Source organism: Actinacidiphila guanduensis (assembly GCF_900103985.1).
GTDB classification, from domain to species: Bacteria; Actinomycetota; Actinomycetes; order Streptomycetales; family Streptomycetaceae; genus Actinacidiphila; species Actinacidiphila guanduensis.
The window spans coordinates 140,859-154,216 of the sequence record NZ_FNIE01000010.1 but is presented as its reverse complement, the minus strand read 5'-3'; the positions used below and the strand labels follow the sequence as shown (position 1 = coordinate 154,216).

7 protein-coding genes are annotated in these 13,358 nt (G+C 75.7%); 6 read left to right on the top strand and 1 reads right to left on the bottom strand.

The annotated features are described in order from the left end of the window. Positions 1 to 164: 164 nt before the first annotated feature. Positions 165 to 983, bottom strand: a complete 819-nt coding sequence (locus tag BLR33_RS22520; RefSeq protein WP_093786377.1) for a TIM barrel protein — start codon at positions 981 to 983, stop codon at positions 165 to 167. A 718-nt stretch (positions 984 to 1,701) separates the two neighbouring features. On the opposite strand from BLR33_RS22520, the gene BLR33_RS36980 reads away from it, so the two are divergent. From BLR33_RS36980 to BLR33_RS22490, 6 genes are read left to right on the top strand one after another with little or no spacing between them, the layout of a single operon-like run. Continuing rightward, a complete protein-coding gene (locus tag BLR33_RS36980) occupies positions 1,702 to 2,886 on the top strand; it encodes an AfsR/SARP family transcriptional regulator (protein WP_322987182.1) in 1,185 nt (394 codons plus the stop codon). A gap of 2 nt (positions 2,887 to 2,888) precedes the next feature. Then, positions 2,889 to 5,159: a TOMM precursor leader peptide-binding protein gene (locus tag BLR33_RS22510; protein WP_107408909.1), complete on the top strand. Its 2,271-nt coding sequence runs from the start codon at positions 2,889 to 2,891 to the stop codon at positions 5,157 to 5,159. Then, entirely contained in the window at positions 5,149 to 7,503 is a 2,355-nt protein-coding gene (locus BLR33_RS22505; RefSeq protein WP_245771589.1) for a TOMM precursor leader peptide-binding protein, read from the top strand. The genes BLR33_RS22510 and BLR33_RS22505 overlap by 11 nt, the downstream gene beginning before the upstream one ends. 44 nt (positions 7,504 to 7,547) lie before the next feature. After that, the gene (locus BLR33_RS22500; RefSeq protein WP_093786375.1) at positions 7,548 to 9,254 is read left to right on the top strand and encodes a nitroreductase family protein; all 1,707 of its coding nucleotides are present in this window, start codon (positions 7,548 to 7,550) and stop codon (positions 9,252 to 9,254) included. Positions 9,255 to 9,314: 60 nt separating this feature from the next. Then, positions 9,315 to 12,104, top strand: a complete 2,790-nt coding sequence (locus BLR33_RS22495) for a lantibiotic dehydratase (protein WP_093786374.1) — start codon at positions 9,315 to 9,317, stop codon at positions 12,102 to 12,104. Next, positions 12,101 to 13,252, top strand: coding sequence for a lantibiotic dehydratase C-terminal domain-containing protein (locus BLR33_RS22490; RefSeq protein ID WP_093786373.1), 1,152 nt, complete (start codon positions 12,101 to 12,103; stop codon positions 13,250 to 13,252). The genes BLR33_RS22495 and BLR33_RS22490 overlap by 4 nt, the downstream gene beginning before the upstream one ends. Positions 13,253 to 13,358: the final 106 nt, after the last annotated feature.

The following is a 13,358-nucleotide window of genomic DNA, read 5'->3' as shown; positions in this document are numbered from 1 at the left end:
GGCTGGTGGCTGACGGGTGGTGGCTGACGGCTGGACGGCTGACGGGTGTCGGGTTGCCGCATTGCCCGGCTGTCGGGTGCTGGGCGCCGGCTCTCGGGTTGCCGTATTGCCGGTGCGCCGCTCGCCGCCGATCGAGGACCGCTCGCGGTCTGCTCGCGGCTTGCTCAGCGCAGCCAGCCGAACGACGCGGCCGAGCCCGCGGGGGACGGTTTGTACTCCAAGCCGGTCCAGCCCGTGTAGCCCTCCTTGCGGAGCAGACCGAGGAGTTCGGCGAGCGGCAACGCCCCGGTGCCCGGTGCGCCGCGGCCCGGGTTGTCGGCGATCTGGACGTGCGCGGTCAGCCCGGCGTGGCGGGTGATGGCCGCGGGCAGGTCCTCGCCGTTCATGGACAGGTGGTAGAGGTCGAGCAGGAAGCGGGCGTTGTCCAGGCCGGTCGCCTCGTTCACGCGGCGGACGACGTCGACCGCCGCGTCGGAACTCACCAGCGGGCAGCGCGGCGACTCGGGGGCGTTCAGCGCCTCGACGAGCAGCACCGCGCCCGCGTCCGCGGCGGCTCGGGCGGCCAGCGCCAGGTTGTCCAGCGCGAGCGCGTCCTGCTCGGCGGGGTCCACGCCGTCCACACGGTTGCCGTAGAGGGCGTTGAGCGCGGTGCAGCCGGTGGCCGCGGCGAACTCGGCGGCGACCTCGACATTGGCCCGGAAGCGCCGTGACTCCTCGCCCGGGATGGACAGGGCGCCTCGGTCTGGACCGGGCAGCTGGCCCGCGTAGAAGTTGAGGCCCACCAGGTGGGTGCCCGCCGACTCCAGGGCGGTGCGCAGCGCGGACAGCCGGTGCGGGGCGGGGGTGGGGTCGTCCGGCCACGGCCACCACAGTTCGACGGCGTCGAAGCCCGCGGCGGCAGCGGCGGCCGGCCGCTCCAGCAGGGGGAGTTCGGTGAACAGGAGGGAGAGGTTCACATCGAAGCGCGCGTCGGCGAAGCTCACAAAGCTTTCCTTCCGTATAGCGGAAGTTTGTTTCTGTCTTGTGGAAGAGTGAATCAGGCGCGCGTCGGCTGTCAAGGGGGTGAGGGGGGTGGGCGCTTCGCGGAGGAGGAGTGCAAGGGAGGGGTGCGGAGGATCGCGGGGTCTGCGGGGTGGGTGGGGACGGAGGGGTCCGAGAGTGTGGAGCGGCGAGGGTTCCGATCCCGGGTGATCCCGTCGCCACTCCTTCAGGGTGCATCCTTGCTCCGTTAATGCGGACGCAAATTGACCACCGCCCGGCGTTCCCCGGTTCGGCCGGGAAAAGTCGGTGCCGGGCCACTGAAATGATCGGCCGGAGCCCGGGGCAGGAAAAACGCCATTCATGCCGCCGTAATGCTGAGCGGTTTGTCCGATTGGCCGCTCCGCGGTGTTGCGGGGTAACGCCCGGAGTGTCCAGAATGTGCTACCGGTTGACATCGCGCTCCGCTCTGGACACGGAATGTCGGCTGCCGTATTCTCGTGCGCGATCGCCGATAGATGAGGCCACATCCGGCCTTTGTCTCCGCCCGGTGCACACCAACCGGGTCGTCGGCGCCACGGGGCAACGGGGATGGTGAAGTGTGCGTTCTGTTCCATCGTGCACGGCATTCGTACGAAGAAGATCGGCCGCGGCCGTATGACCTCGGCAGATGCGCACCGGACGGGTCGGACCGGCAGGCAGACACGGTTCACCGTGCTCGGCATGCTCGGCGTCGCCGACGGCCGCGAATCCGCCGTACTCCAGCCGTCCCGGCCCGCCGCACTGCTCGCGGCATTGCTGCTGCACGCGAATTCCGTGGTCTCCGCGGAAACCCTGCAGCGTGTCATATGGGGTGAGGACACCCCCGCCCAGGCGAAATCGGCATTGCACAGCTGCGTGCTCCGGCTGCGCCGGCTCTTCGCCAAGTACGGCATCTCCGAGAATGCGATAGAGGCCGTTCCCGGCGGTTACCGGATCACCGCGGACGCCGAAACACTCGACCTTGTCGAGTTCCGTGAACTGCTCTCGCGCGCGTATGCGGAAAAAGCTCCGGAGAGCGAACTCGCACTGCTCCGCACAGCGCTCGACCTGTGGCATCCGCCGCTGCTGGCCAATGTCCCCTCCGATCTCCTGCACCGTGACGAGGTGCCCCGGCTGCACGAGGAATGGCTGCGTGCGATCGAGCGGGTATTCGATCTCGAACTCGCCGCCGGACGGCACCGCCAGGCGGTTGCGGAGATCCTCCAGACGGCCCGCGCGCACCCCCTGCACGAACGTTTCACCGAACAGCTCATGGAAGCCCTGCACCGCGCCGGCCGGCGGGCCGAGGCCCTTGCGGAATACCGCAAGACCAAGGAGCACCTCGCCCACCACCTCGGCGTCGACCCCGGCCCCTCGCTCCAGCGCCTGGAACTCGCGATCCTGCGCGGCGACGCGGAGACCGCGGCCCCCACCTCGTCATCCGATACGCCACAGGTCTCGCGTCACGCCGCGAAGGCCGGTCCGGCGTCCGTAGGGCCACCCGCGGCACCCGCGCGCCCGTCCACCCGCGCACGCCCGACCCCCGCACCCCCCGCGGCCAACGGGCCTGCCCCGGCACCCGGTTCCCCGCCACCCCGACCGGCCGGCGGCGACCTCCCACCCGCGGCCCCGGCCGCGCCCTCCGCCGAAGCTCCCCCGGCCGACCCCGGCGACCAGGCCCCCATCAGCGGCGCCCGCGTGCTGGACCGCCTGGTCGGCGCGGGCCTGCTCGAAGAGGGACCGCGCGGCCACTACCGCATCCACGAACTGCTGCGGGCCTTCGCCCGCGCCGCCGCGGCCGAAGGTGTCGGCGCCCGCACCGGCGGCCGCACCCCCCATCCACCCTCCCGGCCCGGCGCCGCGGAACTGCACCCGACGGAGGCATGACCATGGCGTCAGCACCCACGGCGTACGACGAGATCGCCGCGACCCGGCCCCGCATCCGCCGGGACGTGCTCTACACCCGCACCCCGAACGGAGTGCACTTCCACAACGCGCGCGGCGGCTTCAGCGTCGTCATGCCCTCCGCCTACCGCTTCGCCTCGCTGATCGTGCCGCACCTGACCGGCGCCACCACCGTGGAGGCGCTGTGCCAGGGCCTCGGCGACAAGCAGCGCGACATGGTGGCCCAGCTCGTCGGCACGCTCTACGCGCGTGGCTTCGCCCGCGACGCCGTGCCTCCGGCCCCGGACGCGCCGGTGCCCGAACCCGCCGTGGCCGAGCGGTTCGCCGCCCAGATCGGCTACGTCGACCACTACATCGACGAGGCCGCGACCCGTTTCCTGCTCTTTCGCACCACCCGGGTCGCCGTCCTCGGTGAAGGCCGACTCGCCTGCTGGGCCGCGCTGTCGCTGATCCGCAACGGCGTCGCCTCCGTCGCGGTGCAGGACGGGCTGGACGCCCCCGGCAACCGCTTCGCCGAACTCACCGCCGAAGCAGCCGACTTGCGCGAGCAGGGCTGCCCCGCCGAGATCACCCTGCTGCCGCCCCCCACCCGGCCCGGGCTGCTCGGCTGGGACGACCTCGCGGACTGGGACCTGGTGATCGTCACCGGCGAGGCCGCGGCCCGGCAGACCGCCGCGCTCGGCGCCGCCGTGCCCGCCGCCAAACGGGTGCTGCCCGCTTGGACGTTCGGCCGCTCCGCGGTCGTCGGCCCGCTGCTCGCCCCCGGCACCGCGGGCTGCTTCACCTGCGCCGTGCTGCGGCTCGGGGACAACGGCGACCCCGCCGCGGCCGCCGGCCTGTGGAGCGCGCTGGCCCCGAACGGCCCGCGCGACCCCGCCGTGCCCGTGGCCGGCCCGCTCGCCGCCATGCTCGGCAACCTCCTCGCCTACGAGGTGTTCCGCCTGGCCACCGGCGCCCTGCGCGCGGAGACCGAGGGCCAACTCCTCATCCAGGACACCGAGTCGCTCGACACGGTCGCCGAACCCCTGCTGCCGCACCCGCGGTGCCCCTCCTGTGCGGCCCTGCCCGCGCCCTCCCGCCCCACACCGGCTGCGGATGTCGCCGAGTTGGGCGGCGAGGAGGGCGAACTGCCGCCGCCGGAGCGGCCGTCGGTGCCCGAGACGGGGAACGCCGAGGCGGACGAAGCCGCGCTCGCCGAACTCACCGACCGCTCCGCGCTGGTCCAGCCGACCGCCGGGGTGTTCCGCGCGTACGCCGACGAGGAGTGGGCGCAGACCCCGCTGAAGGTCGGCACCGTGGTCTTCGGCACCGGGCACGGGCGGCGCCGGGAGGTCAGCGCCTTCGATGTCCACCACGTGGCCGGGGCCCGGCTGCGGGCGCTGCTGCGGGCCGCCGAGGTGTACGCCGAGCACGTCGTGCCGCCCGGCGAGGTGCTGGCCGGCGCCGCCTTCGAGGCCGCCCGCGAGAAGTGGCCGGTGGTCGGGCCGCAGCGGCTCGCCACCGCGAGCGGGCTCGGCCTGGGCCCGCAGGACGTCGCCGCCTGGTGCCCGGCCGGCTCGCTGCTCGGCGGCGGCACCGCGCTGGTGCCCGCGGCGGCGCTGCGGCCGTTCGGCCCGTACAACCGGGACCGCGCGGTGGAGGCGAGCGCGGCCGGCACCGGCGCGGGCCGCACCCCGCGCGAGGCGGCCGCCCGAGGGCTGCTCACCGCGCTCGGCCACGAGGCGCTGCGGGGGGCGCTGCACCGTACGACCCCGGTCCGGGCCGTCGACCCCGAGGCGGTCGCCGCCCTTGGGGACGCCGAACTCACCTTCCTCGTCCGCTCGGCCGCCAACCTCGGGGCCGCCCTGGAGATCCTCGACCTCGGGACGCCGGGGGAGCGCACCGTGCCCGTCGTGCTCGCCCGGGCCGGTGAGCGCTGGGCGCTGGGCGCCGCTCCGGCCTGGCGGGACGCGGCACTCGAGGCCGTGCGCGACCTGCTGGGCGCGGTGCAGCTGGCCGCGGAACCCAAGGCGCCGCAGCCGCTCGACACCGGCGACCCGCTGCTGCGCGACCTGGCCCCGCAGACCATCGCGGCCACCGGGCCCGCCACCGCCCCCGGCCCCGGCGAGCACACCGACTGGGCCGGCGTGGCCGCCCGCCTGCGGGCCGCGGGCCGCGACGTGCTCGCCGCCCCGGTGCCCGCTCCCGACCTCGCCGTAGGCCGCGTCTTCGCCACCCGCGTCCTGCTCACCACGGGCCCGGCCGATGCGCACTGACACCCGCCCGCGGCCCGCGGCCGCGCCCCCGGGCCCGCCGCCGGCGCCCGTGCTGCCGGGCGCGGAGGCGCTGGCGACGGCGATCTCCTCGGCGCTTGGCGCACTCGGGGCACTCGGGGCACTCGGCATGGGCGCCGGCGAGCCGCGGCCCGCCTGGTCCGGCTCGCTCCGCAGTGACGGCTCGGACGGCTGGCTCGGCGCGGGCGGCTCGGATGCTGCGGCGGGCGCGCCCGGTGCGCGTGCTGCGAACCGCGCGACCAGCCAGGACCGCTCGGGCACTGGGCTCGGCGCGGGCGGCTCGGACGTCACGGCCGGCGCGCCTGGTCCGCTCGCCTCGTACGACGCGAACCGTGCGAACGGCACGGGCCGTGCGGGCTCGTACGGCTCGCATGCCCTGAACAGCCGTACCGCCAGCGGCGGGTGGGGCCCCGTACGCGTCGCCCCGCTCGGCGTGCGCGACGAACTCGCCGCTGGGCAGGGGCCGGAGGCACCGAGCGGCACCGACGCGGGGCCCGACGTACCCGCGGCCCCCTCCGTACGCGGCGGCCGGGCGGAGCAGTCCCAACTCCCGCCCGCTGTCCACGTGTACGGGCACCACGCGCTAGTCGGGCCCTTCGCGGCCGGCGGCGGCGAGGCGTGCGGGACGTGCCTGGTGCGGCGGTGGCAGGCGGTGCGCACCCGCGGGCTGCGCGAGGCGCTGGAACTCGGCGACGCCACCCGCGCGGCCGGGCCGACGCCCTGGGCCCAGCCCTTCGCCGCGGCCGCGCTCGCCGCCGTGATCGCCGCCCACGCGGCCGCCCCGGCCGGGGCGGAGGACTCCACCGGGGGCTTCCCGTACGCCTTCCTCGTGGACCTGGAGACGCTGCGCACCACCCGCTTCGCCTTCGTGCCCGACGCCGAGTGCCCGCGCTGCGGGGAGCGCGTGCCGGACTCGGCGCAGGCCGCGGCGGTGCTGCCGGGCAGCTCGCCGAAGCCGTCGCCGACGCGGTTCCGGATGCGCCCGGCCGACGCCTACGACGTGCCGCTCGAGGCGTTCGTCAACCCGGCCGCGGGCATGCTCGGGCCCTCGGTCGTGCCGGACCTGGTGTCGGCCTCGACCTCCTCCACCGTCGGCTCCTTCCTCCTGCGCTCGGGCGACTACCTGCGCGAGTGCTTCTGGGGCGGCCACACCCCGCGCTACCGCTCCAGCGTCCGCGTCGGGCTGCTGGAGGGGCTGGAGCGGTCCGCCGGGATGCGGCCGCGCGGCCGCCGTACCCAAGTGGTGGCCTCCTACGAGGAGTTGGCCGCCCGCACCGCCGTACTCGACCCGCGGACATGCGGCCTGTACAGCGAGGAGTTCCACCGGGCCGAGCCGGGCGTGCGGCCCTTCGACCCCGAGCGGCCGATCCCATGGGTGTGGGGCTGGTCGCTGCGGGACCGACGGCCGCTGCTCGTACCGGAGATCACCGCCTACTACCACGCGCCCGGCGGCTTGCTGAACCGCTTCGTGCAGGAGAGCTCCAACGGCTGCGCGTCCGGCGGCTCGCTGGCCGAGGCGGTCTACTTCGGGCTGATGGAGGTCATCGAGCGCGACGCCTTCCTGCTCGCCTGGTACGGCCGCGCCCCGCTCACCGAGATCGACGGCTCGGCCAGCACCGACCCGCACACCCGCGCGATGATCGACCGGCTGGCGATGTACGGCTACCGGGCCCGCTTCTTCGACACCCGCATCACCTTCCCCGTCCCCGTGGTGACCGCGGTCGCCGAGCGGATCGACGGCGGCACCGGAAGGCTGTGCTTCGGCGCGGGCGCGGGGCTCGACCCGGAGGCCGCGCTGGCGGCGGGCCTGTGCGAGATCGCCACCGACGCGGTGAACCTGCGGGGCCGCACCCTGCGTGAGGAGCCCCGGCTGCGGGCGATGGCCGCCGACTTCGGCGAGGTGCGGGTGCTGCACGACCACCCGCTGCTCTACGGGCTGCCGGAGATGGCCGCCCACGCCGACTTCCTGCTGCGGCCCGAGCACCGGCCGGGCGTGCGCCGCCCGGTCGTGCCGCCCGCCGCGCTCGCCCGCGACACCGTGGCCCCCGCGGGCGACCTGCGCGAGGACGTCGAGAACTGCGTGGCGGCTGTCGCCCGCGAGGGGTTCGACGTCATCGCCGTGGACCAGACCACGCCCGAGCAGCGCCGGCTGGGCTTCCACACCGCGGGCGTGATCGTGCCCGGACTGCTGCCCATCGACTTCGGCTGGTCCCGCCAGCGCGCCCTGCACATGCCCCGCACCCGCACCGCCCTGCGCGAAGCCGGCCTGGTGACACACGAGTTGACCGCCGCCGACCTCAACCCCGCCCCGCACCCCTTCCCGTGAGCCGCACCCGGCCCGCCGCGGCCGACCCGAAAGGAGGCCCGCCCATGGGGCTCGCCCATGAGTACGCCACCGCCATCGTCCGGCGGGGCCGCTACCCGATGGAACCCGTCGACTGGGACCCCGACTGGGCGGACCGGCCGCGCAAGGGGAAGCACTTCCCCGGCGCCGACGCCCTCCCGCTGCCCCGCGAGGACGCCCCGCCAGCCTCGGCGACGGTGGAACGCGGGCTGCACGGGCCGCGCGGCACCGGCGGCTTCACCCTGCCGCTGCTGGCCGGGATGCTCCGCGACTCCTACGGCCTGACCGGGCGGCGCCTGGGCGTGCAGGCCAACTCCGACCTCGGCACGCTGCCGATGTACACGCAGGCCAACTGGTCCCGCGGCACCGCCTCCGGCGGCGGCCTCTACCCGATCGGCGTGCACTGGATCAGCGGCCCCGGCGGCCCGCTCACCCCCGGCGTCCACTACTACGACACCCGCCACCACGCCATGGACCGGCTGCTCACCGGCGACGTCACCCCGCAGGTGCGGGCCGCGCTCGGCGAAGCGGGGGCCGGATACGGGCAGTTCCTCGTACTCGGCGTGCGCTTCTGGCAGAACGCCTTCAAGTACAACACCTTCAGCTACCACGTGGTCTGCATGGACACCGGGGCCCTGCTGCAGACCTGGCGGATCTGGGCCCGCGCCCACGGCCTGCACCTCGGCACCGCCTTCTGGTTCGACGAGCCCGCGCTCGGCACCCTGCTCGGGCTCGCCCCCGAGGAGGAGGGCGTCTTCGCCGTGGTGCCGCTGCGCTGGGAGGGCGATCCGGCCGGCGGCCGCGCCGCCCGCCCCGCGGCGGAGGTCCCGGGCTCCGTACGGCTCGGGGCGCTCACCACCGACGGCCTGTCCTCGGCCGCGCTCGCCTCGGCCGCCGCCCGCCTCGCCGCGCCCGCCGAGCCGCCGCGGGCCGGCGGGCCCGCGCCCCGGGTGCGCTACGCCGACCAGGAGCGCTCCCGCCGCGTCACCGTCTTCGACCTGGTCACCGAGGTCCACAAGGCGACCGTGCGCGACGCGGCCGCCCGCCCGGCCCCCGGCGCCCTCGCGGCCGCCCTGCCCGCGCCGGTGCCGGCGGGCGGCGAGCGGGTCGCGCTGCCCGCGCCGCAGCCGCTGACCGCGGACGTGCGTCAGGCGCTGCGGTCCCGCCGCAGCAGCTTCGGCCGCTTCCAGGCCACCCGCCCGATGTCCGCGCAGGCGCTGGCGACCCTGCTGGCCGCCTCCGACGCGGCAGGCCGCCTGGACAGCGACGCCGAGGATCCCGCGGCGCCGCCGCTGACCCGGCTCTACGTCTTCGTCAACCACGTGGCGGGCGTCCCGCAGGGCGGCTACGCCTACGACCGCGCGGACGGCTCGCTGCGGCTGGTGCGCCCGGGCCCGCCCGGGGACTTCCTGCAGCGCAATTACTTCCTCGCCAACTACAACCTGGAGCAGGCCGCCGCGGTCGTCGTGCCGGCCGCCCGTACGCACGCGGTGCTCGACGCCGTCGGCGACCGCGGCTACCGGCTGGCCAACGCGGTGGTGGGCGGCATCTCGCAGGCCTTCTACACCGCCGCCGGTGCCGCCGGGCTCGCCTGCGGCGTCGCCCTCGGCTTCGACGCCCTGTCCTACACCGAGGACCTGGGCCTCGAAGGCACCGGCGAGCTGCCGCTGCTGATCATGATGGCCGGTCACGAGCACGCCCGTCCGGCCGACTTCCGCCACGAGATCGCCTGACGGCCCGTCATGACGGCGCTGCGGAGCACGGAACCGGAACGACGAGGGGGAGCAGGGCACATGAGTGTCGGCGCGGCTGAGACGGCGCGGAAGGGCGGCCACGCGCCCGCCGCCACCTGGGAGTTGAACCGCCGGTTCGTGCTGCGGCTGGCCGGGCTGCCCTTCGCGGCGGTCGAGGGGCTGCGCGACCCGGCCGCGGCCGCCTGGGCCGAGCGGGTGCTGGCCGCGCAGGACGCGGCGGCCCGGCACGCTGCCGAGCTGGAGGCGCCGCTGACCGCGCTGGTCACCGCCGTCGAGGACGCCCGCGAGCGGCGCGCGGTGCTGGCCCTGCGGCGCGAGGTCTTCAACGGCCGGCTGCCCAAGGACACCGCGGCCGTGCACGCCGTCGCCGCGCGACTGGCCCCGGCCGACGCCGAGGCGCTCACCGCGTGGCTGCGCGGGTGCGAGCAGGCGGCGGCGCTGCTGGCCGAGGGCGGCCCGCTGCTGGCCGCCGGACTGGCCGGGGCCCGCGCCGAGTTGCGGGCCCTGGCCGCCGAGGACCGGCTGCGCCGCGGCCTGGTGCTCGCCTCGCCCACTCTGGAGTCGCGGCTGGACGACTTCGCCGCCGGCACCTCGGCCGCCCCGGACAAGCGGGCCCGCAAGAAGGAGCGCTCGCTGCTGGCGTACCTGTACCGCACGGCCTGCAAGACCAGCCCGTTCAGCACCTTCACCGCGGTGGCCGCGGGGGAGTTCCGGCCCGGCGCGGGCGAGGTGCGCACCCGCGGCGGCTGGCGCGGCCACGCCCGGCTCAACGTGGTGGTGCTCGCCCGGATCGCCGAACTGGCCGCCGCCGACCCGCGCCGCCGCGCCGACCTGCCGGTGACGATCTCGGCAGGCTGGGAACTGGACGAGGACCGCGTGCGGTTCGTCCGCCGCTCGGTGACCGCGGGCGACGACAGCGCCGCCGTCAGCTTCGACGCCGCCCACGACCGGCTCTTCTTCCTGCGCCGCCGCGGCACGCTGGACCGCCTGCTCGCGCTCTTCGCCGACGGCGCCGCCCTGCGGCACGCCGACCTGGAGGCGTGGCTGGCCGCCGAGACCGGCGCCCCGCCCGAGGAGGCCGCCCGCTACCCCGCGACCCTGCTGGAGCTGGGCATCCTGCAGACCACCGGCCTGGACACCGACGTCCACTCCGCCGACCCCGTACGCGACTTCCAGGCCGCCCTGCGCGCGCTGCGCCGCGACTGGGCCGACGCCACCGCGGCCCGGCTGGACACCGTGGCCGGCCACATCGACCGCTACGCCGCCGCGCAACCCACCGGGCGGCGCGCCCTGCTGGCCGCGCTGCGCCGCGAACTGCTCGACATCCAGCGCGCGTTGGGCGCCGCCGAGCCGTCACTGCCGCAGACGCTGCTCTACGAGGACGTCAGCGAGCCGCCGGTCACCACCGACGCGGCCCGCTGGCAGGAGCTGGCCGCCGAGCCGCTGCAGGCCCTCACCGGCATGCTGCCCGCCTTCGACGTGGCGCTGCCGCAACGCCTGGTGCTCAAGGGCTTCTTCCTCGCCCGCTACGGCCGCGGCGGCCGCTGCGAGGACCTGCTGCGGCTCGTGCACGACTTCCACGAGGACATCTTCACCCAGTACCTGCAGTTCACCTCGCTCAAGTCGCCCTGGGCCGAGGACGGTTCGCCCGCCCCGGAGGAGAACTGGCTGGGCATGCCGGAGGTCACCGCGCTGGACCGGGCCCGCGCGGAGTTCACCCGGCGGATGCGCGAGCGGTGGGCCGCGCACCCCGAGGGCGCCGCCGAGTTCCACGTCACGGAGCAGGACGTGGCCGCCGTCCGGGCCGAACTCGCCCCGCTCGGCGAGCCGTTCGCCCCGCACAGCCACTTCGTCCAGCTCGCCGACCGGCCCGCCGACCCGCTGGTGGTGCTCAACAACTCCTACGGCGGCCTGTGCTTCCCCTTCACCCGCTTCACCCACTGCTTCGACGCGGACGCCGAGGCGGCGGGTCACGAGCCGCTCACCGCCGAACTGCGCCCGTGGCTGCGCGCCCGGCAGCCGCCCGGCGCGGTCTTCGCCGAGGTCACCGCGGGCGCCGCGACCACCAACCTCAACCTGCACGGCCGGCTCACCGACCACGAGATCGTCTGCCCCGGCGAGACCAGCACGGCGCCCGACGGGGCCCGCATCGACCTGGACGACCTCTACGCCGAGCACGACGAGGCCACCGACCGGCTGGTGCTGCGCTCGCGACGGCTCGGCCGCGAGGTCGTCCCCCTCTACCTCGGCTACCTCGTCCCCATGGTGCTGCCCGAAGTGCCGCGCACCCTGCTGCTGTTCTCACCCACCTCCCGGGCCCGGCCCGACGTGTGGCGCGGGGTGCCCGAGGGCCCCGAGCGCGACGGGGTCACCGCCCGGCCGCGGGTGCGCTACCGCAGCCTGGTGCTGCACCGGCGCCGCTGGACCGCCGCCCCCGGCGCCCTGCCGGTGCGCGCCCCCGGAACCGGCGAGGCGGCCGGCTACCTCGCCTGGCAGCGCTGGCGCCGCACGCACGGCCTGCCCGCCCGGGTGTTCGCCACCGTGCGGGCCGAGGAGGGCACCGGACCCGGCGCGGCCTTCGGCGGCGGCGCCAAGCCCGCCTACGTCGACTTCGACAGCCCCCTGTCGCTGGCCGCCCTCGAAGGGCTGCTCGCCGGCGGCCCGGCCCGCACCGTCTTCGAGGAGATGCTCCCCGAGGCGGACGAGCTGCACGCCTCCTCGCCGCGCGGCCGGCACGTCGCCGAACTCGCCCTGGAGATCGTCCCCCGCCCCGCGGCGGCCCCGCCCGCGGGCCCCGGCCGGCCCGAAAGGCAGGACCCGACCGCATGACCACCACCACGCAGGACACCGCCGGCGGCACCGGCGCGCCGCCCGCCGACGGGCGCGGCGACTGGCAGGCATACCACGTCTTCTACGCCGCCAGCACCCGCCCCTTCCTGCTCCAGTGCGTCCGCCCGCTCGTCGCCCAACTCACCGCCGACGGGCTGCTGTCGGGCTGGTTCTTCATCAACTACTGGCTGGAGGGCCCGCACATCCGGCTGCGGCTGCGCCCCTCCTCCGCGCGGGCCGCCGAGCAGGTCGCCGCCCGCGCCACCGCCGCCATCGAGGACTTCCTGCGCCGCCGCCCGGCCCTGTACGAGGTCAAGGACGGCTTCCTCGCCGACCTCTACAACACCCTATTCGAGCTGGAGTACCCCGGCGGCGAGCGCGACCGCTACACCGACGCGGCCGGCCGGATGCGGCTGCGCCCCAACAACTCCTTCAGCCCCGAGCCCTACGAGCCGGAGTACGGCAAGTACGGCGGCCCGGCGGGCGTCGAGCTCGCCGAGTGGCACTTCCAGCGCTCCAGCGACCTGGTGATCGACGCGGCCGCCTCGATGAACCTGCACCTGCGCACCGTCCTGCTCGGCGTGGCCGCCCAGCTGATGATGACGATGGCCGGCTGCCTGCTGCCCGAGGAGGCGGTACTGCTGGAGTTCCTCGACCGCTACCACGAGTTCTGGAACTCCGCCTTCTCCGGCACCAACTACACCGCGCGGGACGGCTACGACCGCGCCTACCGCACCATGGACTCCGCCCTGGCCCGTCGGTTCCAGGACATCCGGCAGGTCCTCGCGGTGCCCGAGCCCGAGCGGCTGCCCGGCTTCCTGCGCGGCTGGGCCGAGCACTGCCTGGAGCTGCGGGAGCGGGTGAGCGCGCTCGCGGCCTCCGGCGACCTGGTCTTCCGCTCCTGGGACGGCAGCCGCGACCTGCACGTCACCGACCCCGGCCAGGCGCTGCCGATGCTCGCCTCGCCCTATATGCACATGACGAACAACCGGCTGTCGGTGAGCGTCCGCGACGAGGCGTACCTGTCCTATGTGCTCGGCCGCGCGCTGCGCCGCCCGCCGGAAGCCGCCGAAGTCACCGACGAAGCCGCCGTCGAAGCGGTTGAGGCCGCCGACGTGCGGCCCGAGCAGCCCCCGGCGGCACCGTGACGACCGCCGACATGCTCCGGATGCGGCCCGCGGTGCGCCCGGACGTCCTTGTCGGCCCGGCCCTGACGCGCGGGCCCGCGACCGTCCACCTGGTCAAGGACCCGGT